The 25,453-nt window shown below is 60.9% G+C and carries 20 protein-coding genes; 15 read left to right on the top strand and 5 right to left on the bottom strand.

Annotated features, from left to right (window positions below; genetic code table 11):
• Window positions 1-161 precede the first annotated feature (161 nt).
• The 3 genes from F6S08_RS15510 to F6S08_RS15500 form a co-directional block, all read right to left on the bottom strand.
• Window positions 162-2,360 carry a TonB-dependent receptor gene (locus F6S08_RS15510; protein ID WP_074845749.1) on the bottom strand — a complete coding sequence of 733 codons (2,199 nt, stop codon included), beginning with the start codon at window positions 2,358-2,360 and terminating at the stop codon, window positions 162-164.
• A 99-nt stretch (window positions 2,361-2,459) separates the two neighbouring features.
• Complete coding sequence (locus tag F6S08_RS15505; protein WP_065926104.1) at window positions 2,460-2,885, bottom strand: ParB N-terminal domain-containing protein; 426 nt, start codon at window positions 2,883-2,885, stop codon at window positions 2,460-2,462.
• A gap of 2 nt (window positions 2,886-2,887) precedes the next feature.
• Window positions 2,888-3,778 carry an HpcH/HpaI aldolase/citrate lyase family protein gene (locus F6S08_RS15500; protein WP_065947795.1) on the bottom strand — a complete coding sequence of 297 codons (891 nt, stop codon included), beginning with the start codon at window positions 3,776-3,778 and terminating at the stop codon, window positions 2,888-2,890.
• A 611-nt stretch (window positions 3,779-4,389) separates the two neighbouring features.
• Here F6S08_RS15500 and F6S08_RS15495 point away from each other — a divergent pair.
• The 12 genes from F6S08_RS15495 (at window position 4,390) to F6S08_RS15440 (ending at window position 19,474) form a co-directional block, all read left to right on the top strand.
• Window positions 4,390-5,784 carry a Y4yA family PLP-dependent enzyme gene (locus F6S08_RS15495; RefSeq protein ID WP_065947796.1) on the top strand — a complete coding sequence of 465 codons (1,395 nt, stop codon included), beginning with the start codon at window positions 4,390-4,392 and terminating at the stop codon, window positions 5,782-5,784.
• A 14-nt stretch (window positions 5,785-5,798) separates the two neighbouring features.
• Window positions 5,799-6,842 carry a PLP-dependent cysteine synthase family protein gene (locus F6S08_RS15490; RefSeq protein ID WP_065939576.1) on the top strand — a complete coding sequence of 348 codons (1,044 nt, stop codon included), beginning with the start codon at window positions 5,799-5,801 and terminating at the stop codon, window positions 6,840-6,842.
• A gap of 28 nt (window positions 6,843-6,870) precedes the next feature.
• Window positions 6,871-8,019: an NAD/NADP-dependent octopine/nopaline dehydrogenase family protein gene (locus F6S08_RS15485; protein WP_065926100.1), complete on the top strand. Its 1,149-nt coding sequence runs from the start codon at window positions 6,871-6,873 to the stop codon at window positions 8,017-8,019.
• 37 nt (window positions 8,020-8,056) lie between these two features.
• On the top strand, window positions 8,057-9,907 hold the full coding sequence (locus tag F6S08_RS15480; RefSeq protein ID WP_065926099.1) for an IucA/IucC family protein: 1,851 nt from the start codon (window positions 8,057-8,059) through the stop codon (window positions 9,905-9,907).
• A 16-nt stretch (window positions 9,908-9,923) separates the two neighbouring features.
• Window positions 9,924-11,168, top strand: a complete 1,245-nt coding sequence (locus tag F6S08_RS15475; protein WP_065926098.1) for an MFS transporter — start codon at window positions 9,924-9,926, stop codon at window positions 11,166-11,168.
• Window positions 11,169-11,183: 15 nt separating this feature from the next.
• On the top strand, window positions 11,184-12,368 hold the full coding sequence (locus F6S08_RS15470) for an aminotransferase class V-fold PLP-dependent enzyme (RefSeq protein WP_065926097.1): 1,185 nt from the start codon (window positions 11,184-11,186) through the stop codon (window positions 12,366-12,368).
• A gap of 85 nt (window positions 12,369-12,453) precedes the next feature.
• A complete protein-coding gene (locus F6S08_RS15465) occupies window positions 12,454-12,969 on the top strand; it encodes a sigma-70 family RNA polymerase sigma factor (RefSeq protein WP_065926096.1) in 516 nt (171 codons plus the stop codon).
• Window positions 12,970-13,947 (top strand): FecR domain-containing protein, encoded by a 978-nt coding sequence (locus F6S08_RS15460; RefSeq protein ID WP_065939571.1) that lies wholly within the window; start codon window positions 12,970-12,972, stop codon window positions 13,945-13,947.
• A gap of 101 nt (window positions 13,948-14,048) precedes the next feature.
• Entirely contained in the window at window positions 14,049-16,463 is a 2,415-nt protein-coding gene (locus tag F6S08_RS15455; RefSeq protein ID WP_315871838.1) for a TonB-dependent receptor, read from the top strand.
• A gap of 64 nt (window positions 16,464-16,527) precedes the next feature.
• On the top strand, window positions 16,528-17,682 hold the full coding sequence (locus F6S08_RS15450) for an ABC transporter substrate-binding protein (RefSeq protein WP_074845733.1): 1,155 nt from the start codon (window positions 16,528-16,530) through the stop codon (window positions 17,680-17,682).
• A complete protein-coding gene (locus F6S08_RS15445) occupies window positions 17,679-18,725 on the top strand; it encodes a FecCD family ABC transporter permease (protein WP_065926092.1) in 1,047 nt (348 codons plus the stop codon). The genes F6S08_RS15450 and F6S08_RS15445 overlap by 4 nt, the downstream gene beginning before the upstream one ends.
• Window positions 18,719-19,474, top strand: a complete 756-nt coding sequence (locus F6S08_RS15440) for an ABC transporter ATP-binding protein (protein ID WP_065926091.1) — start codon at window positions 18,719-18,721, stop codon at window positions 19,472-19,474. The genes F6S08_RS15445 and F6S08_RS15440 overlap by 7 nt, the downstream gene beginning before the upstream one ends.
• 143 nt (window positions 19,475-19,617) lie before the next feature.
• Here F6S08_RS15440 and F6S08_RS15435 read toward each other — a convergent pair whose 3' ends face one another.
• Complete coding sequence (locus tag F6S08_RS15435) at window positions 19,618-20,625, bottom strand: aldo/keto reductase (RefSeq protein WP_315871837.1); 1,008 nt, start codon at window positions 20,623-20,625, stop codon at window positions 19,618-19,620.
• Between the two features lie 444 nt (window positions 20,626-21,069).
• Here F6S08_RS15435 and F6S08_RS15430 point away from each other — a divergent pair, with 444 nt between their 5' ends.
• Window positions 21,070-22,056: an MDR family oxidoreductase gene (locus tag F6S08_RS15430; protein WP_074845726.1), complete on the top strand. Its 987-nt coding sequence runs from the start codon at window positions 21,070-21,072 to the stop codon at window positions 22,054-22,056.
• Between the two features lie 149 nt (window positions 22,057-22,205).
• Here the strand turns inward: F6S08_RS15430 and F6S08_RS15425 are convergent, their stop codons facing one another.
• Window positions 22,206-22,793, bottom strand: coding sequence for a TetR/AcrR family transcriptional regulator (locus F6S08_RS15425; RefSeq protein ID WP_065926140.1), 588 nt, complete (start codon window positions 22,791-22,793; stop codon window positions 22,206-22,208).
• A gap of 148 nt (window positions 22,794-22,941) precedes the next feature.
• Here F6S08_RS15425 and F6S08_RS15420 point away from each other — a divergent pair, with 148 nt between their 5' ends.
• Together F6S08_RS15420 and F6S08_RS15415 are read left to right on the top strand one after the other, a co-directional pair.
• The gene (locus tag F6S08_RS15420; protein WP_108574693.1) at window positions 22,942-24,042 is read left to right on the top strand and encodes an alkene reductase; all 1,101 of its coding nucleotides are present in this window, start codon (window positions 22,942-22,944) and stop codon (window positions 24,040-24,042) included.
• Between the two features lie 561 nt (window positions 24,043-24,603).
• A complete protein-coding gene (locus F6S08_RS15415) occupies window positions 24,604-25,449 on the top strand; it encodes an alpha/beta hydrolase (RefSeq protein ID WP_315871836.1) in 846 nt (281 codons plus the stop codon).
• The last annotated feature ends 4 nt before the right edge of the window (window positions 25,450-25,453 follow it).

Raw genomic sequence — 25,453 nt, 5'->3', positions numbered from 1 at the left:
AGGACACCGTGACGCCGCCGAGCAGCCACGCCAACAAAGAGCGCAAGGGCTGTAAACCCCTGCGCACCGTTGAGCAATGGCGAATTCGGGTCAGTGACGATCGGGTGGCCAGCAAGGCTTAAGCTTATTGCTGGTGCATGATTGCTCCATACCGGCGCCCGTCAAAAATCGACGGTCGCCGATAGTTGCAAGGTACGCGGATACCCCGGGGAAAACGCACCATAAGAGGCCACGCCGGACCAGTACTCACGGTCGAACACGTTCTGTACCGTGGCGCGGAATGTCGTCGGCCGCCCTTCTATCTTGGTGGCGTAACGCGCACCGGCGTCAATGCGGGTCCAGGCGTCGAGTTCCTGGGTGTTGGCCTGGTTGACGTATTGGCTGTCGGTGTAGATCGCACCACCCGTGAGGGTGAAACCTTCCAGCCAGGGGGTGTCGTATTCCGCCCACAGGTTGGCCTGGATATCGGGCACGCCGACCGGCTTGTTGCCCTGGTTAGCGGCAGTCGCCGACTTGGTCAGCTCGCCATCAAGGAAGGTCACGCCCCCCATCAAACGGGTGCCGGTGGCCACTTCGCCGAACACGCTGAGTTCCAGGCCACGGTTGCGCTGTTCGGCCTGCACCGAATACACGCCATTGGCGCCCAGTTCGCCGGCAGGTTTCTCGATCTGAAACAGCGCCAGTGTGGTCATGAAGGTGCCGTGTTCATACTTCACCCCCAGTTCGTGCTGCTTGGACTCATACGGCGCAAAGGTTTCCCCGGCGTTGCTCGCCGTGCCCGGTGCCGCATCGCCTTTGCTCAGCCCTTCGACGTAGTTGTAGTAGAGGGAGACGTCCTCCCAAGGCTTGACCACCACACCCAGCAACGGCGTGGTGGCGTTGGCGCTGTAACGCGAGCTGACGGTGCCGGCGGCATTGTAGTTACGCGACTCGATAAACTGCCGGCGTACGCCCAGGGTCAGTTGGAAACGGTCATCCAGCATCCCCAAGGTGTCGGTCAATGCCACGCCGGACAACTCCGACTCGGAGATTCGCAGCACCTTGGGCGTGTTGATGTATTGCTTGGGCGTGTCCACCGGGTGGTAGATATTGGAGAGGATTGTGGTGCCGTTGTTGATGCCCCGCGACAGCTCATCCTGGTAACGGGTCGCCATCAGCGTGGTGGTATGGGTTACAGGGCCGGTGGCGAAGAGCCCGCGCATCCCCACATCGGCGGTAGAACGGTCGACGTTGAACTTGTAATAGCCCGGGACGTTGCTGGTGTCACCCGCGTCATTGAGGATGCGCGGCACTTGGTCGGACATGCGTTTCACATCCGACTTGCCGCCCCCTGCATGGGCGAACACCGTGAGGTTGTCGCTCAGATCATATTCACCGCCGAGCAATGCGGACTGTTCCTTGGTATCCGACCAACCCCACTTTTGCGGCAGACTGGTGCGGCCATTGGGGGCGGATGGCACGTCAACGCCCGGCGCGATGGTGAACGGGCGTGAGGCACCGTCGAAGCTTTCTTTCTGGCTGATGTAGTCCAGGTTCAGGCGCAGCCGCTCGCCACGATAATCCAGGGCAATCGCACCGATCCCTACGTCGCGATGCTGGTCGTTCACCGCCGTGTCGCCGCCCTGCAGGCTGCCGTTAAAGCGCACGCCGAACTGGTTTTCCTCACCAAAACGCCGACTGATATCCAGGTGCCCGCCCGCCTGGGAATCTGACGCGTAGCTACCGGTGAACCGGGTCAGGTCTTCCTCCAGCGGCCGTTTGGGAACGATGTTGATGACCCCACCCACGCCACTGTTGGGCGAGATGCCATACATCAAGGCACCCGGTCCCTTGAGCACTTCGACACGCTCGGCATACTCGGTAAAGACCCGGTAATTGGGGGCTACGCCATACACACCGTCGTAGGCCAGCTCACCCAGGTTGCCTTCGCCGATGGCGAAACCGCGAATGAAAAACGAATCGACGATACCGCCGGTCTGGCCGGTCGAGCGCACCGAGGGGTCGCGTTCCAGGGCATCGGCAACGGTAACGGTTTGCAGGTCGGCGAGGGTTTTGGCGGTGTAGCTGGTGACGCTGAACGGCGTGTCCATCACGTCTTTGTTGCCCATCATGCCCAGCCGCGCGCCGCGCGCCACCTGTCCACCGGGGAGGACTTCGGGCAACGCCGTCGGGCCGTTGTAGCGGCCGTCGATCGTGGTGGTGTCGAGGGTCAGGCTGGGCGTGCTGTCATCCGTGGCGGCAGGCGTTGGTGTCTCAGCCCAGGCATTGGCGCCCGCTGCGACCATGACGAAATTCAACAGGGCGGTTCGAATAGCGAGGGTTAACGCGCGTTCACCGCAGGGCCGACTGGCAACAGGCATGACGAGAGGATCCTTTCAACGAGAGAAAATGGGAATCACTCCTAATGCCAGCCGACGTGCGAAAAAGTATCACCCACCCACCTGATTTTTTTGCATGGCTCACTCGTACAGGCGATCCAGCGGGATCGCGATGACCGGTAGCGCCGGATCAAACACATGCCGTGTGGTCTTGTACGGAAAGATCTCGCCGCGGGCGATGGTGTTGAAAATCCGCGCGACCTCGAACGCGTGCCCCGTGTGCCAGTGCCGTACGCACACCCGTGGGTCCGCGTAGTCGAGCTGGATGCACGGCACCCGACACAGACCCAACTGCAACGCTGCATTCAGGCGATGGTTACCGTCCATCACGATGCCTTGCGAGCGCTCGACAATGATCGGTTCCAGCCAATGCCCTGCGCGGATAATCGAGTCGCATAGCCACTGCACATTCGCCGGGTCCACCTGTTCCGATTGCAGCACTTCGCACACCGGTCGCAGCGCAATCTGATAGGTCTGCGCAATGGCCCCTTCCTGTCCTGGCAGCATGTTCAGCAAGCTCCGGTCTTGGCGACCGCTGCGTGTCGGCGGGCCATGTCCAACAGGCGTTGCGCCTGTTCGATCAGCGGCAGGTCGACCATTTCGCCGTCAACTTGCACCGCATGGCTGCCCCCGGCCACGGCACTCATCACCCGACCCGCCCAGGCCAATTGCTGCGCATCGGGTAGAAATGCGCGCTGCACCGTCGCCAACTGCGCGGGATGGATGCACAGCTTGGCCCCGAACCCGAGGGAGCGAGCGTAGAGCGAGTCCTGGGCGACCACCGCCAGGTCGTTGATCGCCGGTGTGACTCCGTCGATCGGCGCCGGCAAACCTGCAGTGCGAGAGGCCAGCACGATGCGGTTGCGTGCGTACACAAACGCCTCAGGCACCTGGCCGCAATTGATATCCAGGGAAAAATCCAGCGAGCCAAAGGCCAGGCGTGACAGGCCGGGAACCGCAGCAATCGCCTCCACCTGCTGCAAGCCTCTGGCCGTCTCGATGATCGCGACAACGTGCAATTGGGGTTGCCACGCCAGCAACTGCTCGACCACCCGCGCCAACGCTTGCGGCGCCTCGGCCTTGGGCAGGAATACCCCGGTGCAACGCTCGGGGTAACGCATGTCGCCCAACCACGTCAGGTCCTGGCGGAACAACGCGCTGCCGACGCTGTTGAGCCGGATAAACCGCTGGCACGCCACACTTGGCGCACTCTCCTGCCACGTCCAGATGGCAGCTCGAGCAGCGGCTTTGCTATCGGGATGAACCGCATCCTCAAGGTCCAGGATGATTGCATCCGCTCCGGCCTCAGCCGCTTTGGCAAAGCGCTCCGGACGGTTCCCCGGAACGAACAGGTAGCTGATGGGAAGCAGGGCAGTCGTGATCGGACGATCAGTGTTCATAGCAGTTCTCCTTGGCGTGCATCAGTCGTGGTTTTTGCAAAATTTTCAGGGGCCTCGGGGCGGCTGAATTGCGCCTCTGTCAGCGCCCTCGCCGATCAACGTTTAACCCCTTATTGATCAATGAATTAACAACGCTTTCAAACTTGGTACGAACGCCCGCAAGAGCGTGCAAATACACGTTCGCGCAACGCTGTTCGGCCGGGATCAATTAGAAATATTTGAAAACCTTACTTGATAATCGTTCTCGGTAGCAATATTGTTCACGCCGCCAAGAGAAACTTTTCATGATCCTAGGCAAGTCTTAACGCTCACCGAAAGTATGGCCTCGCGACATCATTTAACCATCACTCAGCGGTGAGTCAGATCAAGAAAAACGGCAGTTAGTGGCCGATAGCTACACCCGTATAAACCTTATGGAATGGGGTTCTTATGCAATTGTTTTATGAACCGGTTATTACCATCAAAGCCACAGTTTCGCCTGCAGGATTCGTGTGGCATCCACCGCCAAACGCATAAGCGTTAAAAACACGACGAACGACAAGACCACATTCATCGATCTCTTCCAGAGATTTAAATATGAATGACGACGCTATAAGCGCCAGGGGATAGTTATGTCTATTGCAATAACGCGCCTCAATGAAGCGCGCACTGAAGTTCATCTTTCGAAAATGCTTAATCCATTATTGGACGCATGTATCGCACAGCTGTTACATAGCCAACCCGACAAACTGCTTGAACTCGTTGCGCAACACGGCTCCCCCCTGAATCTTGTATGGCCACACGCCTTTGCACTGAACACCGGCGCATTGCAATCCGTGCTGGAACAGCATGAAGTCCGACATGCGATCTTCTATGGCGCCAAAGCCAACAAGTCACAATGTTTACTCGGCGCGGCCAAGGCGTCCGGTATCGGCGTCGACGTTTCCAGCATTTACGAGATGCAAGCAGCACTGCGCGCCGGTGTGCCGGCCGCTCAGTTGTGTGCCACCGGCCCGGCCAAAACCGAAGATTTTCATCGGGCGCTGGTCCATGCCGGTGCACTGATCTGCGTGGATTCGCTGGAAGAGTTCGACCATTTGAAAACACTGGTCGAAGCCAGCAGCGAGGCCATAAAGGCCAGGGTTTTACTGCGTTACAGGCCTAAAGCCTGTGGGACCAGCCGCTTCGGAATGGGGGCCGCGGACCTGCTGGTGTGCTTGCACTTACTGACCGGACTCAGGGCATTTTTTGACTTCGAGGGTTTCCATTTCCACCTCGGTGGCTATGGGTTCGAATCTCGAGCACAGGCCTTTCGTGAAGTGACCGATTTCGTCGATGTGGCTCGGACGATGGGGTTGGCTCCGACCATGATCGATATCGGCGGAGGTTTGCCCATCCGCTATGTCGAGCCACACGCCTACGAGCGCTTTCTACAAAACGACAATACGCCCAATCACTATTACAACCAGTCAGTACCCAAGTCTTATTATCCTTACGGCAGCAACTTGACGGCGAGCCAATGGTTAACGTTGTTTCTGGAAAGTGCCTTCTCGCCGCGACAAAACATTGCCCAGTACTTGAAAGCCAACAGCATAACCCTGGCATTGGAGCCGGGCCGAAGTCTGGTGGACCAAGCGGCAATTTCGGTATTTCGCATTACACGCAGCAAAAAACTGGCCAATAACAAAACGGTGTTATTTGTCGAAGGCAGCAGCTTCAGTGCCTGCGAAACATGGTTCGCGTCGGAATATCTGGTCGACCCGATTTTAATCAGCTCAGCGCCAACATCCGCCACACCAATGCAAGCCTATATTGCCGGGCATAGTTGCCTGGATGATGACGTCATCACCCACCGCCTGATCAACTTCACGACTTCCCCCAAGGCCGGCGACTTATTAATTTATGCCAACACCGCCGGCTATCAAATGGACTTACTGGAGAATGAGTTCCATCGTCACCCCCTGCCCCGGCGAATGGTGGCGACCTGTTGCACGTACGGTAACTACGCGTTTTCACCTGACGACTAAAGGAAGTACTTCATATGATACTGACTAAAGTTTCCGAGCTGATCGGCAATACGCCTATGTTGGGTATTTATATTCCGGGCACTGATGCCCGGCTGTTATTAAAGATAGAGAAAAACAATCCCGGCGGCAGTATCAAGGACCGCATGGCGCGCAACATGGTACTCGCCGCGCTCAAGTCCGGACGCTTGAAACCAGGTGGCGTGGTGGTTGAGTCGTCGTCGGGCAATACCGGCATCGGCCTGGCCATGGCCGCCGTCGAATTCGGCCTGCAATTTATCGCCGTGGTCGACCATCACGCGGCGCAGGACAAGATCGCGGTGATGAAGGCACTGGGCGCCGATATTCGGTTTGTCGCGGGAACTTATCGTGAAGATGAAGTCGCGGTGGTAGAGCGCCAGCGCCTGGCGGCCGAACTCGCCGAGCAGATCCCGGGGGCCGTGTTCATGAACCAGTCCGACAACGCGGCCAACGCCGGCGGCTACAGCGACTTTGTGCGGGAAACCATCGTTCAGGCCGAAGGTGTGATCGGCGCGTATGTCGGTTGCGTCGGTACCGGCGGGTCGATGACCGGGATTGCCCGAGGCCTTAAACAGCACAACCCCGACATTGTGACCGTGGCGGTGGAGCCCGCAGGTTCCATCGTTTTCGGGCATCCCGGCTATCCGTACTATCAGTCCGGTACCGGCACGCCTGCCGGGGACACAGTGGGGCTGGTGCTCGATTACAGCTGCATCGACCTGGGCGTGCAGGTCACCGACTCACAAGCCTTCGAGACCTCGCGCTATATCGCCCGCCACCTCGCCCTGCTGGTAGGCGGCTCGACCGGTGGCGCAATTTTCAAGGCCCTGGAGCTGATTCACAAAGGTGTACTGAGCGGCAATGTAGTAGTGCCGATTGCCGATGGCGGCGAAAAATACCTGCACACGGTCTTCGACGATAAGTGGCTGGAGGAACGCGACTTGCTCGACCCCGGCGTCGCGTCGCAGTTGGATGCCTGGCTGGGCAAGAACCACTGGCAGGAGTCCAGCTCCGCCCCGCTGCAACTGAGCGTCGCATGACCCTCTTTCGACCAAGGAGCGCCTCTGAATGAAACCGCTGAAAGTCGCCATTTGCGGCGGTGGCCGAACAGGTCATCTCAACGCCATTCTGTTCAAGCAACTGCCTGACGTCCAGGTTTCGCTGCTGACCAGCAACCTGGAAGTCGTCGACCACCACACGCGGCAGGTGCCGCTCCAGGCCCTGCTGCCGGACGGCTCCACATTGAACGCCCGGCTGGATCGGGTGACCGCCGAGGCCAGGCCCGCCGTCGAAGACGCCGACATCGTCATCATCACGGTGCCAGCCCATGCCCGTGCCAAAACCCTGCAGGCCATCGCGCCGCACTTGAGCACGAGCAAACCGGTGTACATCGGTGCGATTCCGGGCTTCTGCGGGTTCGACTGGCTGGCCGAGGCCACACTGGCAAACCACCCGAACCTGGTGATCTGGGGCATGAAGGACGTACCTCATACCGCCTTCGACCTCACCCCCGGTAGGTCGATAAAAATGGGCGGCGGCAAAAGCCAGTTATATGTCGCGACCCATGCCCGCGAATCCCAGGTGTCGCGCCAGCACTTGCACGACATCCTCACACGCCTCTACGGCCCTTGCGTCACGCTGCTCGATCACTACCTGGAGATCACCCTGACGCCCGGTAACCCGATCATGCACAGCTCGGTGATCTACGGGTTGATCGGCCCCTACGGGCAATGGCACCGCAAGATCTTTCCCCAGCGCCTGTGCTGGTGGACGGAGTGCCCCGAACTGGGCGCCTACTTCCTGGAACGCATGGATCAGGAAAGCCAGGAACTGTGCGCGGTCATCAGTGCGCGCATGGGCGTCGACCTGTCGTCCGTCAAATCCTTGAAACAGGAAATCGTCGAGGCGTACGGCGATCAGATTCGCGACCAGAGCAGCATGTTGTCCATTCTGCGCACCAACCAGGCCTACAACGACATCCTCGCGCCCATGGTGCCAGCCGGTGATAACCGCGCCGGGTATGTGATCGAGCGTGAGAGCCGTGCGTTCAACGAAGACGTCGCCTATGGCCTGGTGCTGCTGGTGGAAATGGCCAGGCGTTTTGAACTGAAAGTGCCCTATATCGAAGAAGTCCTGCACTGGAGCGTTGCCTACATGCAAGGCCTGCGCGACTCGGCGCTGGATTACTTCCCGAGCCAATGGCCTCGCACGGCATAACCCTTTTAATGAATGACTCAACAAGCAGAGAGCTGATATGGATGACCTCAACACCTTGATCGCCTACTCCCGCAAGAACGCCCTGCGCCGGCTGATTCGTTGCTTGTTTGCGGAAAATATCCTGGATCGTTCGGCGCTGGCGTTTACCCACGACGGCCAGCAGGCCACCTACCCGCTCAAGCAGAACGGCGCGCAGCTGTTTTTCTCCGAGATTGCGCTGGGCCCGGCCGACACGCTGGTCAATGACGGCGACGTGGTGCTACTGACGGCCGAAGGCGTGCGCCAGGTGATCACCCGCCATCAGGACCTGCTGGATGTACTGCGAGACAGTTTCGACTTCGAGCCCAGCGACGAAGGTGTGGCCGGTCTCAAGTCGGATATGGAAAACAGCCTGCTGAACGACGCCCACGCACGTCAGTTCCGCCAACACTGGAACGCGCGCCTGGCGCAGGCCGCTCAACGCCAGGGCCTCAGCAGCCTCACCGATTACCTGCGTCGGCATGCAAGCACCAAGGACGCCGCGATCTTGCTGGATCAGTGGGGCTCGCTGGAAGGCCACCCCTACTACCCGACCTGGAAAGCCCGCCCCGGGCTGAATGACGCTGAGGTCGAGCAACTGTCTCCGGAGTTCAACGCCCAGGTGCCCCTGCGGATAGCCGCCTTGCGTGCCGACATGGCCAAAAGCGAAAGCATGCCTCACGTGACCAACTACCACGCCTGGTTCGCCAGCAATTTCCCGGCACACTGGGAGCAATGGAAAGCGGCGCTCAACGCCAAAGGCCTGGATGAAACGCAATGGCTGCCCCTGCCGATTCATGCCTGGCACTTGCAGGCCTATGTGCTCAAGACGTTTGCTGCGGAAATCGAAGAAGGCCTGCTGATCACTGAGGGGCCGGATATTCAGACGCTGCCGACCATGTCATACCGCACGATGATGCCGGTCCTGGACCACGCTGCACCGCTGATCAAATTGCCCATCGCGTTGTGGATGACCAGCGAGTTGCGCAGCCTGCAAGCCAAGTCGATCCATATGGGGCCGCGCATCAGCACAGTGATCACGCAAATCCTGGAAGCCGAAAACGGTTTCGACCAGCAACTGGAAATCTTCCCGGAAGAAATCGGCGTGCGCTACCGCCACGCAATCACCCAGGACGACGTACCGGGAAAACACCTGTCCGTGGTGTTTCGTGCCAGCCGGCAAGCGTTCGAACGCAGCGATGAGCGTCTGCCGATCACGGTGGCTTCGTTGTTCACCCGTTTACCGGGCAGCGGTCGGCCGCTGTTTACCGACCTGATCGAACGCGACGGGGTGCGTGCCGACGCCGCCAGCGTAGAACAGTGGTTTCGCCACTATGCCAAGGTCGTCACCCACCCCGTGGTGGCAATCTATCTGCTGTACGGTATCGGGCTCGAAGCGCACCAGCAGAACACCATGGTGCTGTTCTCACCCGATGGCGTGCCGCGCAGCCTGCTGATCCGCGATTTTGGCGATGGCAGAACCTACGCCCCCCTGCTGGAAGAACGCGGTTATACGTTACAGCCGCATGTGCAGCCTGGCATTCTGCCTACGGTATTTAGCGGCGATATCGAGCCGGTGCGCATGTTTGTACTGGACGCCGCGTTCCTCACCCACTTGCATGAAATGGCCCTGTGGCTGACCAAGGAGTACGGCATGGACAACACACGTTTGTGGGCAATATTGCGCGAGGAAACCGAAAACGCCTTTGCCGCCGTGCGCGAGCGGGTCTCGCCGCAGGTGTGGGAGGTCGAGCGCCAGGCCTTTGTCGAGGATCCATGGCCTACCCGTTCGTTACTGCGCATGCATTTGATGCAGTATTCCAACTATCGTTTGCAGCACACCCTGACCAACCCGCTAGCTGCCGTTTAATCACTGAGGCCGTCTCATGTCCCAAGCAGGTGCCATCCAGGGTTCGCGTGTAAGAATCCTCATTTATCTTCTGTTCGCGATCCAGCTGGTCTCCATGGGCGCGATGGAAATGAGCGGGCCGTTCTGGCCCGTGCACCTGCGCGGGCTGGCGTCCTCGGAGTCGGTATTCAGCTTCGCCAGCATCGCCGTGTACGTCGGGCCGATGCTGGGCATCATGCTGACCAGTGCATTCTGGGGCCGTATCGGCGATCGCTACGGCCACAAGCTGATGATGATCCGCGCACTCGCGGGGTTGTCCCTGACCCAGCTCGGGCTGGCCTTTTTCAGTGACATCTGGGTCATCCTGGTCCTGCGTTTTCTGCAGGGCGCCTTTGCCGGCTATATAGCCCCGGCGCAGGCTTACGGGGTCAGTATCGAAGCGCCGTCGCGGCGGGCGCGGTTATTCGCGATCCTGCAGATATCGACCAATGTCGGCTCACTGCTCGGTGCGGTCGTAGGCGGCCTGATCCTCGATTACGCGACGTTTTTCTGGATCAACATCGTCGCCTCGGTGCTCTGTGCACTCTGTACCGTCATCGCCGCCGTGACCTTGCCGGATGTGCCTCCCGTACCAAAAAAGCCGACGGTGGCCACCCGCACGCCGGTCGCAGGCACCGACAGCGTATGGCGCAGCTCTCCGCTGCTGTCGCTGCTGTGCGTCATGGGCATCCTGCTGCTCGCGCGCATGCTGCCGCAGACCTCGTTCTCGCTGTATGTGAGCTCGACGTTCGAGGTCAACAACTCCGTCGTCGGCTTGTGCTACGGGTTGCTGGCGCTGGGCTTCATCCTGTCGGCAACGGCATGGTCGCGCTACTTCGAGCATCGTTCCCAGGCAGAAACCCTGCAACGCATCACATATGTCGTCATGGGCTGCATCGCCCTGACCGCCGTGGCGGGCGTAACGCGCAGCGCCGTGGTATTTATCGTCGCCTACTTCATTTGGGGGGTGCTGCTAGGGGCGACCACCCCCGTGCTGATGGCGTTGGTCTCGAAAACCGCCGACAGCTCGCGACAAGGCTACGTACTGGGTATTGCCCAAAGCACTGCGCAGTTCGCCTCGATTGCCGGCATCTCCATCGGTGGCTTGCTGAGCCAGGTCTACGGCCTGCAATACACCTATCTTTTCGTGTGCCTGGCCTATGCAGTGGCGCTGATTCCCATGGTCGCGCTGCGGTACTGGTCGGTGTCCGCGCCGTCCAATGGCGTTGCAGGCAGCGACTGAACAAGGAGTAAGGGTTTGAACATTGAACAACTGCGTGCCGATACACCGGGTGTCGAGCATCTGATCCATTTCAATAATGCCGGTGCGGCGCTGATGCCTGAGCCGGTGGTCCAGGTCATGACCGGGCACCTGCAACAGGAAGCCCGCCTCGGCGGGTATGAAGCGGCCGCCCGATGCGCGCCTGAACTGGACAATGTCTACACCGCCGTCGGGCGCCTGATCAATGCGCACCCCACTGAAATCGCAGTGGTCGAAAACGCCACCCGAGCCTGGGACATGGCCTTCTATTCACTGGCGCTCAAGCCCGGCGACGCCGTGCTGACCTCCATGACCGAATACGCCGGCAACTACATCCCATACCTGCAATTGAGGCAGCAGCGCGGGATCGAGATCCGGATCATCCCCAACGATGAACACGGCCAGGTGTGCCTCGCAGCCTTGGCGGCCATGCTTGAAGACGAGCGCGTCGCCCTGGTATCGCTGCCGATGATCGCCACCAACGGCGGGCCTGTGCAACCCGTCGAGCAGATCGGTGCCCTCGCCCGGGCGGCGGGTGTGTTGTTCCTGCTGGACGCTTGCCAGGGAGTGGGCCAGGTGCCGATCGATGTGCAAAAGATCGGCTGCCATATGCTCGCCGCCACCAGTCGAAAATACCTGCGCGGGCCGAGGGGCGTGGGGTTCCTGTACGTAGAACAATCCCTGTGCCAACGCCTGGAGCCGGTTTTTCTGGACCTGCATGCGGCGTCCTTGCTCACGGCAGACAGCTTTGAAATTCGTGCGGATGCGCGACGTTTTGAAAATTGGGAATGCAATGTTGCGGCCAAGCTGGGCCTGGGGGCCGCAGCGGAGTATGCGTTGGCGCAGGGTATCGAACCGATATGGCAGCGCATCCAGCACCTGGCGGGTTACTTACGCCATCGACTGACCGACGTGGCGGGTATCACCTCGCAGGACCTGGGCCCTGTAAAGTCCGGCATCGTCACCTTCAGTCATCGCCACCACAGCGCCCCACAGGTGCAGCAGTGGCTCGCAGCGCAACCCAAACGCATCAACGTGAGCACTTCGACAGCAGGCTCGACCCTGCTCGACATGCAGCAGCGGGGCTTGCTTGAGGTCAGCCGTGCATCGGTTCACGCTTACAACACCGAAGCTGAAATCGATTTGCTGATTGACGCCTTGATACGCCTGTCACACGCCTGATCACGGGACACGATGGCGCTTGCGCTCAAGCTGGTTTGTCAACTAGCATTGGGAATACTTCTCAATTACAAACAAATCTGCCGCCATGAGCGAAATCTCTTCCGCAAATCATCTCAATCACCTGCGCGCCATCGAGGCCCTGTACAGCGGGCATCACGGCTGGCTGTATGCCACGCTGAAGAGAAAACTGGGTAACGCCATGGATGCGGCGGATCTGGCGCAGGACACCTTCACCCGGATCCTCGCCTCACAAGTCACGGTGATTGACCAGCCACGGGCGTACCTGAGCTGCGTGGCCAAGGGCATCCTGGTCAACTGGTACCAGCGCAAGGCACTCGAACGCGCCTACCTGGATGCGCTGGCGAACGTACCCACCCACGAAGCGCCGTCGCCCGAGGCGCACTTCATGGTGCTGGAAACCCTGCACGAAATCGACGCCATGCTCGATACCCTGGCGCCCCTGGTCAAGCGCGCCTTCCTGCTGTCGCAGATCAACGGCCTCAAGTACGACGACATCGCCGAGCAACTGGGTGTATCGCTGATCACCGTCAAGCGCTACATGAAACAGGCCTTCGTACAGTGCCTGATGCTGGTGGAGTGAATGCTCGGTCTGCGCAAGGAGCCGCCGCTGGACCCGCAGGTACTCGAAGAAGCCGCCGAGTGGCTGATGCGCTTGAGCGAACGCGAACTGAGCGAGCACGAGCGCGCCGAATGGGAGCGCTGGAAGGTCAGCAGCCCGGAGCGGGATCGCGCCTGGTCCCGTGCGCAATTGCTGCAGAGCAAGTTCGGCGGCCTGCCGCCCGCCCTGGCGATGTCGGCGCTGGACCGGCCAGACAGCCCTGAACGTCGTGCAGCACTGGGCAAGCTGGCGATCCTGCTGGCGCTGGCGCCCGCGGGTTGGGGGAGCTGGAAGCTGGCGCAATCGCAGCAATGGTCAGCGGACTATCGCACCGACGTTGGCCAACGCCGCGAACTGACCCTGGCCGATGGCTCACGCATCACCCTGAACACCGCCACCGCCATCGACGTCGTATTCGACGACCGCCAACGGCTTATTCACCTGCGCGAGGGCGAAATCCTGGTGCAGACCGCCGTGGACACCGCCCCCCTGCCCCGGCCGTTCCTGATCAGCACCCGCCAGGGAAGCATGCAGGCGCTGGGCACACGGTTTACCGTGCGTGAAGTCAGCCCCCGCACCCATCTTGCGGTCATCGACGGCGCGGTGCGGGTGATATTGGCCGATAACCGCCAGACCCCGCCGCTGATCGTCAATGCAGGGCAGCGCACCGACTTCTCCTCACAGACCTTTGGTGACCTGGCGCCGACCGATCGCTACATCGGTTCATGGACCCAAGGCATGTTGATGGCCGACAAGATGCGCCTGGCGGATTTCGTCGCGGAACTGACGCGCTACCGCCGAGGTTTCCTGCGCTGTGATCCGGCCATCGCCGACTTGCGCATTTCCGGGGCCTTTCCGATCAGTGATACCGATCGCACCTTGAGCATGCTGGTGCACACTTATCCCGTGCTGGCGAACAGTCATTTGCGCGGTTACTGGGTCACCCTGTCGCCCGCCTGACTCTCACGCAAAAATAAACGGCGGCCGGGGTGATACTTTTTTCGATCTCGACTGGCAAAGACAGGAACAGCCTTTTCCTCTCGTCCATGGGTCATCCTTTCATGCTCGTAGCACGGCCCCTGCGTCCGGCTCGTCCGCTCAAACCGATGGTGCACGGCGTTGTGCTCAGCCTGCTGCTGGCCGGAGCCATGTGCCCGGTGGCGTTGGCGGATGCACCGGCCCAATTGGACTCAGTCGCTGTGCAGGCCTACCACATTGCCCCCGGCCCGCTCGGCGCGACGCTCTCAAGCTTTGCCGTGGACGCCGGTATTGCCCTGTCGTTCCAGCCGTCGATCACGGAGGGCCTGATCAGCCCCGAACTGAACGGCACCTACTCCACGCAGGAAGCCGTCACGCGTTTGCTCGAAGGCAGCGGCCTGGAGATGGTGTTGCGCAGCGATGGCAGCTACACCCTGGTACTGCGCCGGCTGACGCTGTCGGCGACCACGGTGGAGGCGGCGCAAAAACACACCGATAGCCTGCCGCCGGTGTACCCGGGCGGCCAGGTGGCCGAGGGCGGGCGTCTCGGCCTGCTGGGCAATACGGATGTGATGGACGCGCCGTTCAGCATCAGCACCTATACCGCGTCATTGATCAAAGACCAGCAGGCGACCACCGTGGGCGACGTGCTGGAGCGCGACTCTTCGGTCCGCTCCACCGGCCAGACGGGAGGGATCGTCGACTCATTCTTTATCCGCGGCTTTCCGGTGGGCGAAGGCAACCTCGGAGAACTGGCGTTCGACGGTGTGTACGGCGTGGCCTCCAATTACCGGGTCTTCACCGACTACGCCGAACGCATCGAAGTGGTCAAAGGCCCTGGCGCCCTCCTCTACGGCATGTCCCCCAACAGCGCCGTCGGTGGCGTGATCAACGTGGTCCCCAAGCGCGCCCTGGACGAGGACCTGACCCGCGTCACGGCCACCTATGCCCAGGACCGACAACTGGGCACCCATATCGACCTGAGTCGGCGGTTTGGCGAGGACCGGCGATTCGGCATGCGCGTCAACGGCCGCGTGCAGCAGGGTGACACTGTCATCGACAAGCAATCGCGGGATGTCGGGGTCAGTGCCATCGCCCTGGATTACCAGGGCGATCGCCTGCGCACCAGCCTGGACCTGATCAACCAGCAAGAGCAATTCGACGCGGCGTCACGGCCCTTCCTGATCGCGCCCGGCGTGCCGATTCCCCACGCCGCCAACGGGCGTACCAACGTCAGCCAGGCGTGGGGCTGGTCCAAGACCCGCGACGAGTCGGCATTGCTGGGTGGCGAGTATGACGTGAGCGACGCACTGACCCTGTTTGCCCATGCCGGCGGTGGGAAGTCGAACGTGGCACGCCTTTCCGACCAGACCCCGACCATCATCAACACCGCCGGCGACACCTCGTCGATCCCCGGCTATTACAAATTCAAGGTCCGGCGCTACACGGTCGACACCGGTGCCCGACTGCGTTTCGACACCGGGCCGATCAGCCACAGCACCACGCTGCAAGCCACGCGCTATCGCGATGAGTTGTCGCGCGGCATTATTTCCGGCCCGCCGATCCTGTCGAACATTTACCACCCTGTCTCACGACCCGAGGCCGACATTGCTACGCCTGCCACGCCGAAAGTCTCGGCGACCGAATTGTCCGGCGTCGCCGTTGCCGACACCTTGTCGATGCTCGATCAGCGCCTGCAGGTGACGGCCGGCCTGCGCAAACAGACCATCCGCTCCAACAACTACGACGCGGCGGGTACGGTGACCACGGCTTACGACGACGGCAGGACCACGCCGCTGTTCGGCGCAGTTGTCCGGCCCTGGGAGCATGTGTCGTTCTACTACAACTACCTGGAAGGCTTGAGCAAAGGCGATATCGCCCCCGCCACGGCCTCGAACGCGGGCCAGATCTTTGCCCCCTACGTCTCACGCCAGCATGAGGTGGGGGTCAAGCTCGACTACGGCACGGTCATGTCCACACTCGCGCTGTTCCAGATCACCAAACCCAGTGGCGAGCTGTCAGGTACCACCTTTGCGGTACAAGGCGAACAGCGCAACCGCGGCCTGGAGCTGAACGTATCCGGTGAGGCCGGCCAAGGCACACGCCTGCTGGGCGGGGTGACGCTGCTGGATGCGCAACTGACCAAAAGCGCGGTTGCGGCCAACCGGGGCAACACCCCAGTGGGGGTGCCGAAGGTGCAAGCCAACCTCTGGGCCGAGTGGGACGTGCCCTGGGTCGAGGGGCTGACGCTAACCAGCGGGGCGTTGTACACCGGCAGCCAATATGTGAACCAGGCCAACACCCAGCAGTTGGACCCCTGGACCCGCTTCGACATGGGCGTGCGCTACAGCACGCGCATCGCCCAGCGGCCGACGACCTTTCGCGCCACGGTACAGAACGTGTTCGACCGTGAGTATTGGTCGGGGGTCGCTTCCTATGGTGCGTTCTCTCAAGGCTCGCCACGCACCCTTCTACTGTCGACCACGGTCGATTTCTGAAACCTTCGGCCCGGCACGGCAAGCTGCACCGCCACCCGGCCCGACCACTGCAAAGGCTTTAACCATGGTTACCATTGTTCGACGCAGCCACGCCTTCGCCGGGCTGCTGCTTGCGGGTTTGTTGGGATGGGCTCTGCCGTCGACGGCCGCCGAGCCGCAGGCACCACGCAGCACCGTCACCGATTTGCTCGGGCGCCAGGTCAAGGTGCACCTGCCGGTCCGGCGGGTGATTCTCGGGGAAGGCCGTCAGTTGTACCTGGTTGCCGCGCTGGATACGCAAAACCCCATCGAGCGAATCGTCGGCTGGCGCAAGGACCTGATCCAGTCCGACCCGGACACCTATGGCGCTTACCTGCGTAAATTTCCCGCCATCGCCAAAATCCCCACCTTTGGCGGCTTTGAAGACGGCACCTTCGATATCGAGCAGGCCATCTCCCAGCGCCCGGACGTGATCATCCTCAATATCGAGGCCCAGCACGCGACCGAGGACGCCCGCTATATCGAAAAGCTCGATGCCCTGGGGATTCCAGTGGTGTACGTCGACTTTCGCAACCACCCGATGCAGAACACCGAACCGACCATGCGCCTGTTCGGCCAGTTGTTCGGCAAAGAGGCGCGTGCCGAAGCGTTTATCGACTTTCGCAACCAGCAGATCCGCCGCGTCACCGACGTGATCACCGCGCAACACCCTTCGCGCCCCAGCGTGTTCATCGAGCGTATCGGTGGCTACACCGACGATTGCTGCCTGAGTTTCGGCAATGAAAACTTCGGTCTGTTCGTCGATATGGCGGGGGGCAATAACATCGCCAGAGGCGTTATTCCCACCACCTTTGGCCAGCTGAATCCCGAGCAAGTGATCGTCGCCAACCCGGAACAGGTGGTGGTCACCAGTGCCAACTGGGAAGCCTTTGCCCCCGGTGGCCACTGGGTCGGGGTGGGGCCCGGTGCCGACATGGCCCAAGCCCGGCGCAAACTGGCCTGGTATACCCAACGCCCGGCCTATGCCGGGATCAAGGCGCAGGATGACCAGGCGTTCCATGCCATCTGGCACCAGTTCTACAACAGCCCTTATCAGTTCGTGGCCATCCAGCAGTTGGCCAAGTGGTTTCATCCGACACTGTTTACCGACCTGGACCCTGAAGCCTCGTTTCGCGAATTGCACGAGCGATTCCTGCCGGTGCCCTATGAGCCGGGTTACTTCGTGAGCCTCAAGCCATGAGTGCCGTGATCCAACGCGACACCTACCGGGCCCTGGTGCTGCGCAAACGCCTGATCCTCGGTGGCCTGCTCTTGCTGCTGTTGTGCAGTGTGCTGCTTGACCTGGCCCTGGGGCCGGCGCGCTACAGCTTCAATGAAGTACTCGGTGCACTGTTTGCGCCGGACAGTGCGCCGGCACAGGTTCGCGTGGTGATGTGGGACATCCGCCTGCCGATCGCCCTGATGGCCGTTGCCGTGGGTGCAGCGTTGTCACTGGCCGGCGCGCAGATGCAGACCATCCTCAATAACCCGCTGGCCAGCCCCTTCACCTTGGGCATTTCCGCCGCCGCCAGTTTTGGTGCAGCCATGGGGCTGGCGTTTGGTGTGGCGCTGTTTCCGTTGGCGGCGCAGTACATGGTGCCGGTCAACGCGTTCATCATGGCCATGCTGTCGGCGTTGCTGATTCACTTCCTGAGCATGCGTCGCGGGGTCACCGCGGAAACCATCGTGCTATTGGGTATTGCCCTGGTCTTCACGTTTAACGCGTTATTGGCCCTGGTGCAGTTTTTCGCCACCGAGCAAGCCGTGGCGGCCGTGGTGTTCTGGACCATGGGCAGCCTGACCAAAGCCACCTGGCCCAAACTCGGGGTGATCTGCCTGGTGATCGTGATCACCCTGCCGATCTTTGCCAAGCGCGCCTGGGCCCTGACCGCACTGCGACTGGGGGACGACAAGGCCGCCAGCTTCGGGATCAACGTACGCAGCCTGCGCTTTCAGACGCTGATCATGGTCAGCCTGCTCGCCTCGTTCCCCGTGGCCTTTGTGGGCACCATCGGCTTTATCGGGCTGGTCGGCCCGCATATTGCGCGGATGTTGATCGGCGAGGACCAACGCTTCTTCCTTCCGGCCTCGCTGCTGACCGGCGCACTGATTCTGTCCGCCAGTTCAGTGGTGAGCAAAACCCTGATCCCCGGCGCCATCTTCCCGATCGGGGTGGTCACTTCACTGATCGGCGTGCCGTTCTTCATATCACTGATCCTCAGCGGGAAGAAAAACACATGGTGAAGATTCAGCTGCAAGACCTGGGTGCCCGCTATGGCCAGCGCACGATCATCCGTGGCGTTACCACCGCCGCGTTCACCGGCGGCCAGGTGGTCGCGGTGGTGGGGCCCAATGCGGCGGGCAAGTCCACCTTGTTCAAACGCATGGCCGGGCTGATCGACGGGCCTGGACAGGTGATCCTGCAGGACTCGAAAAAGGGCCGGCAGGGCATCTGCTACATGCCCCAGGGCTTGAATGCCAGTGCGCGGTTGACGGTCTACGAATCGGTACTCCTGGCCCGCAAGCAACTGTCGCCGCAATGGACCGTCCACGATGACGAGTTGAACCTGGTCGACGAAATGCTCGAGGCCCTTGGCATCAGCGACTTGTCCTTTCGCAACCTCGGCGAACTCAGCGGCGGCCAGCAGCAACTGGTGTCCATCGCCCAGACCTTGGTGCGCGAACCGGAAGTCCTGCTGATGGACGAACCCACCAGCGCCCTCGACATGCATCGCCAGGTGCAAGTGTTGAACTTCATGGGCGCACTGGCCCGCCAACAGCAGGTCATCGTGTTTATTGCCCTGCATGACCTGAACCAGGCGTTGCGCTTTGCCGACCAGGTATTGGTGATTGCCGACGGCACCGCCCAAGGCAGCGGCGCGAGTCATGAGGTGATCACCGAACGCATGCTGCGCGAGGTGTACCAGGTTGAGGCGCGGATCGAGCAGTGCAGTCGGGGACAACGGCATATTTTGATCGACGGCATAACTTGACCGCGTACCCAGCACGAGCCATAGATTGATGCGAGAACATGCCGATAGCCGAAACCCGCGTCGTCAGCTTGGCTTGTTTCGTCCTCGCAGTGACTCCAGGCTTAACCCTCATTGACCGCGCGTTCGCATTGCACCTTCACAGGTCAGGCAACGACACGCTCTGGAGCGCCGTCAGCCCAAGCAACAGGTACCCTGGCTACTGCCGACGGCGCCAGGTCACTCACGCTATCAAGTCGACCAATTTGCTCCGCAGAGAGCTGCAGTGTCAGCGCTCCAAGGTTATCGGTAAGTTGGCCAAGTGAGCGCGGGCCGATAATGGGAACCGCACCATGCGTGCCTGCCCAAGCAATGGCAACCTGGCCCGGGCTGACGCCGTGTTCACCCGCTATAGCGACTACCGCGTCCAGCGTCTGCGTGCGCTGTGCCGAGTTCTCCGGCTGGAACACACGCCCTGCGAACCCTTCAGCACGCCCCTTTTCACCTTGCCGGTACTTTCCGGTCAACATACCGCCCCCCAGGGGCGACCACGTCACGATGCCGAGACCGAGCGCATGCGATGCCTTGAACAAATCGGCCTCGGGCTCGCGATGCACCAAGCTATGTTCGAATTGTGCAGCCGCAATCGGAACGGCATGGGACAGTTCGGCCAACGTGACCGCACGGGCGAGGCGCCAGGCGGGGAAGTTCGACAGGCCCGCGTGCAGGATCTTGCCGGCACGCGCCAGGTCCTCGAAGCCTCGGACGATTTCCTCAAGGGGCGTGGTGCCATCCGGGTGATGCGCCCAGTAAATATCAATCCGATCGGTTTTGAGCCGTTTCAGGCTTGCCTCCACGGAAGCCACCATGGCCTTACGGCTGTTGCCGGTGACCAGTCGGTTCGCATTCTGCACTGCGCCACTGCTGAACTTGGTGGCGAGCACAAAATCCTCACGCCGCCCTTCCAGCAATGTACCGAGCAGTTCTTCGGATTGCCCGAATTGGTAGACGTCAGCCGAATCGATGAAGTTGCCGCCAGCTTCGGCATAAGCGTTGAACACAGCTTTGCTGGCGTCGGGATCGGCGCCATAACCCCAGCCTGTGCCGAAGTTGCCCGTGCCGAGCGCCACCTGTGAAACCTGCAAACCGGTCTTTCCAAATGATGTGTACTTCATGCTGTGCTCCGTCAATTGAATCGGCCCTGTTGTCGGGATCGACTGGGCGCATGACCGCCTCGATAGCGTTCCCCCGCGCTTTAGTGACTTTCATCTTCAAGATCTGTGTAGATAGGCCAGCAGTGAAGCCTATAGCCTTCATTGATGTCAATCGCAATCAAAGATCTTGACGACGAAGATTATGATCGACATCATTGAGGTGCTTGCCTCACCAGGGTGCTGGAAATTTGCGCGCCCATCTGACCGCGCCCACCTGCTTTCGTCGAGGCGGGCTTGGCCTTCGAGTTTGCCGCCATGGTCCAGGAAAACCTCGCTGGGACGCGCAAGGACAAGGGCATCGTCACCTTCAACTACCCTCAGGTGGGTCGCAGGCGAACCCAAGGTTTTCCAGCTGGGTCAACTGATTTAGCACAACGCACGTGGTCACCTGACCAGGAGAAGACGATGACATTCAAGGCACTGCTCGCCAGCAAGACCGGTGACACCCTTTCAACCCGCTTGGTTGACTTTGAGGACGAGGATTTGATGCCGGGCGACGTCACCGTCGCGGTCGAATACTCAACGGTGAACTACAAGGACGCGATGGCGCTCACTGGCCGGTCACCGATCATCCGCAAGTTTCCGCTGATTCCGGGGATCGACTTTGCCGGGGTCGTAGAGTCGTCGACCTATCCCGGCATTGTGGCCGGCGACCGTGTGCTGGCCAACGGCTGGGGACTCAGCCAGACTCACCACGGCGGCTTCGCCCAAAGGGCACGGGTGAGCGGTGATTGGCTGGTCAAGGTTCCCGCAGCGTTTTCGGCCCGGGATGCCATGGCCATCGGCACAGCGGGGTACACCGCAATGCTGTCCGTGCTGGCACTGGAACATGGCGGTCTGACGCCTGCGCGCGGCGACATCCTGGTGACCGGCGCCAATGGCGGCTCTGGATCGGTGGCGATTGCCCTGCTGTCCAAACTGGGCTATCGCGTGATCGCGTCGACCGGGCGGCTTGAAGAAGCCGATTACCTGCGCGCGCTCGGCGCGAACGAAATCATCGACCGCCACACCCTGTCCGCACCGGGCGCACCGATTTCCGAAGAGCGCTGGGCGGGCGCCATTGACTCGGTCGGCAGCCATACGTTGGCTAACGTGCTGGCGCATACCCGGTATCGTGGCGTGGTCGCGGCCTTCGGACTTGCACAAGGCGCGGATCTGCCCGCCTCTGTGCTCCCCTTCATCCTGCGCAACATCACCCTTGCTGGCATTGATTCGGTCAATGCGCCTCAGCAGATACGGCTGCAGGCTTGGTCGCGCCTTGCCAGTGACTTGGATCTGGACAAGCTTGCCCGAACCTCAAAGGTGGTTGGCCTCGGCGATGTTCCTGACATCGCCAGCCGCGTGCTCGCAGGGAAAATTCAGGGGCGCACCATCGTTGACGTGAACGCGTGACGGGGCGGCGGGGTTTTCCAGTGCCACCACGCGCTGTTGTCCGAGGCGCTGCCTCTGCTGGCGAAAATCGATGATCAACCGAGGATCGACCGCTTGCTCTCTCGCACGCCCATGAAGCGCATCGGCAGGCGCGCTTGAGGTCTCCCGGACTATTGCTCGCTGCCTGGCGATACCGGCAAGGAAGCCGATATCCGGGCGTGGCAAACCTCGAGTATTTCATCGGCGAGCGGCGAATCATCCGGACACGCTCGCGACAACACCATCGCGCCAACGGCATGAGCCAGTACGTCGATCATCTTCGCTCTCGTCTCGCCCGGCGCAGCGTCTTCGACGGTCGGAGACTTTTGCACCAACGCTTGCAGCATGCGGTCTATGCCTTCGGCGAATGCACGCTTCAGCTCATCCGACTGACGCGCGGCGTCTCCACACAGGGCCGCCATGGTGCAGCCCTCGCCACGCCGGTCACGGTGATCCCTCGACACGTAGATATCGATGAACGTCTGAATATCAAGCGCCTCGGTGCCGGCGAGCGACCGGGAAAGACTGCTGGCTGCAGCCTCGGCCATCAGATCGGCCTTTGAGCCGAAATGTTTGTAGAAACCTCCGTGGGTGAACCCGGCGGCCCCCATGAGATCCACCAAACCTACGCCGTCAAACCCCCGCTCACGAAACAACACGGAGGCCGTCTCGACGATGTGCTCGCGATTTGCCTGCGCCTGCGCTTTGGTCACTTTCACCTGCGATACCTCGAACTTGCACAAAAAGCCTACGCCCATAGTACATAGATGTTGATTGCAATCAAAATAATTGACAGCTTTGATTATGATCACCATCATAAAGGCAAACCAAATCCCTCTTCCGCCACAGCCACAGAAGACACCTCACATGACCGATCAAAATCTGTTTACTGCCTATACCCTTGGCTCACTGACCCTCGCCAACCGCATCGTGCTCGCGCCCCTGACGCGCAATCGCGCCGGCACTGGACTGGTGCCCAGCGAGTTCGCCCCCACTTACTACAGCCAGCGCGCTTCGGCCGGACTGCTGATCACCGAGGCCACCCAGATTTCGGCGCAGGCCCAGGGTTACCAAGACACACCCGGTCTTTACACCCAGGCGCAGATCGACGGCTGGCGCCGGGTCACCGAAGCGGTGCATGCCAAGGGCGGCAAGATTTTTGTGCAGCTGTGGCACGTTGGCCGGGTTTCCCATGTGGACCTGCAACCGGGCGGTGCCGCCCCAGTAGCGCCTTCGGCCATCCGTGCCCAGACCAAGACCTTCGTCAATAACGGCTTTGCCGACGTGTCCGAGCCACGCGCGCTCGAACTCGACGAACTGCCAGGCATCGTCAACGATTTCCGCCAAGCGGCGGCAAACGCCATTGCGGCCGGCTTCGACGGCGTGGAACTCCACGGTGCAAACGGTTATTTACTCGATCAATTCATCAAGGACGGCGCCAACCAGCGTACCGATGCCTACGGCGGTTCGATCGAAAATCGTGCGCGCCTGTTGCTGGAAGTGACCGCTGCCGTGGTCGCCGAGATTGGCGCGGACCGCACGGGCATTCGCCTGTCGCCGGTCTCGCCCGCCAATGGTGTGTCGAGCAGTGAGCCGCAGGCTCAGTTCGATTACATCGTCGACCAACTCAATGCGCTCGACATCGTTTACCTGCACGTCGTCGAAGGCGCGACCGGTGGGCCACGCGACGTGGCGCCGTTTGATTTCGATGCGTTGCGCCAGCGCTTCCAGAACACCTACATCGCCAACAATGGCTACGACCAAAACCTGGCCAACTCGCGGCTTGCGCAGGACAAGGCTGACCTCATCGCCTTTGGCCGCCCGTTTATCGGCAACCCGGATCTGGTGGAGCGGCTCAAGGCCGGTGCGCCGCTGTCCGCCTTCGACCCCACCACCCTCTACGGCGGCGGTGCGACGGGCTACATCGACTACCCGACACTGGCCGAAGCCAGCGCTGCCGCCAACTAGGCAGTGCCCGACCGGGCCAGGTTTTATTTGTGCACCCCTCTCACTGAGTGACCGAAGCTTGTATCCGGGAAGGTCCAGGTAACTCCGTATAAATGGCGTGCTTGGTGTCGTTACCTGTGTTCTGGCACCAAACGAGCCAGCGTCGATTACAGAACGATCACGACTGGGGGCACAAGGGGTAAGGCAGGAGCGCGCAAAAGGCTGGAAAGATGAAGTTGAATAACGATAAGTGCGACATCAATGAGTGCGTTGAATCAACCGCAGCCGCACCACCCGATACAGGACACACAGGCCCACATCAGGATCAAGCGCCACAACGTGACGAAGCGACACCTGCGCAGTCACCGACCAGCAAAGTACCTGAAGACGCGGCTCAGCCTGTAATCGTCTGGCGTAGCTTGATGTTGCAGCAGTAACACTGCGAAGTCGCATTGCTCCGTCAACACCCGTCGCAGTGCAACCAGACATCGAGCCCGGTGCGGACAACCCGCGCGGGTGCAATCTGTACCCAAACAGCCATGGTTTGCTGCATCAGATGACAACACCTTGGAGGACTTCAAAATGAGCTATAGCCATCTAACCGCCCCTACCCTGTATATCGACGTCGATGGCGAGACATTTGCCTATCGCCGCTGGGGCAATGACAAGACAGATCAGCCTGCGCTGTTCCTCCTCCAGCATTTCCGTGGCGGCATGGATCATTGGGACCCCATCATGACGGATGGGCTGGCGGCAGGGCGCGAGGTCATCCTCTACAACGGTCGCGGCATTGCCTCTTCTTCCGGAGAGCCGCGTAACCGAATTGAGCTGATGGCCGACGACGCTGCCGCAGTGATCCGCGCACTCGGTCTATCAACAGTCGATGTGCTGGGTTTCTCGCTTGGCGGTTTTATCGCCCAGGACCTGACACGACGCCATCCCGACCTCGTGCGCAAACTGATGCTGCTGGGTACCGGGCCTCGTGGCGGTAATCCGGACTCAGACCCTGGCGTGCTGGAGGCCGCACCACAGCCCATTCCCACAGTGGACGATTTTCTGTTTCTGTTTTTCGGTCGCTCCGAGGCGGCGCGGCAGGCAGGGCTCGAGTTCTGGGAGCGCCGTCATCAGCGTGTCGACCAGGATCCACCCAGCTCGATGCAGGTGATGCAGGCACAGATCGAAGCCCACATGCACTTTATGCCCAAGCTGGACCCAAATGATCCCTTCAATCATCTGCGTGCTATCAAACAGCCAACGTTCATCCTGAACGGCATGAATGACGTCATGATTCCAACAGTCAACTCCTGGTACATGGCCCAGAACATCCCGAACGCCCAGTTATTCCTGTACCCGGATGCGGGCCACGGCGCCCAATTCCAATGCCCTGAGCGCTTTCTGAAACACGCCATCGCGTTCCTCAGCGAATGACAAC

Source organism: Pseudomonas sp. JV449 (assembly GCF_032424295.1).
In the GTDB taxonomy this organism is placed as follows: domain Bacteria; phylum Pseudomonadota; class Gammaproteobacteria; order Pseudomonadales; family Pseudomonadaceae; genus Aquipseudomonas; species Aquipseudomonas marginalis.
Note: the sequence above shows the minus strand (reverse complement) of the source record. Positions and strands in the feature narration are given on the sequence as shown.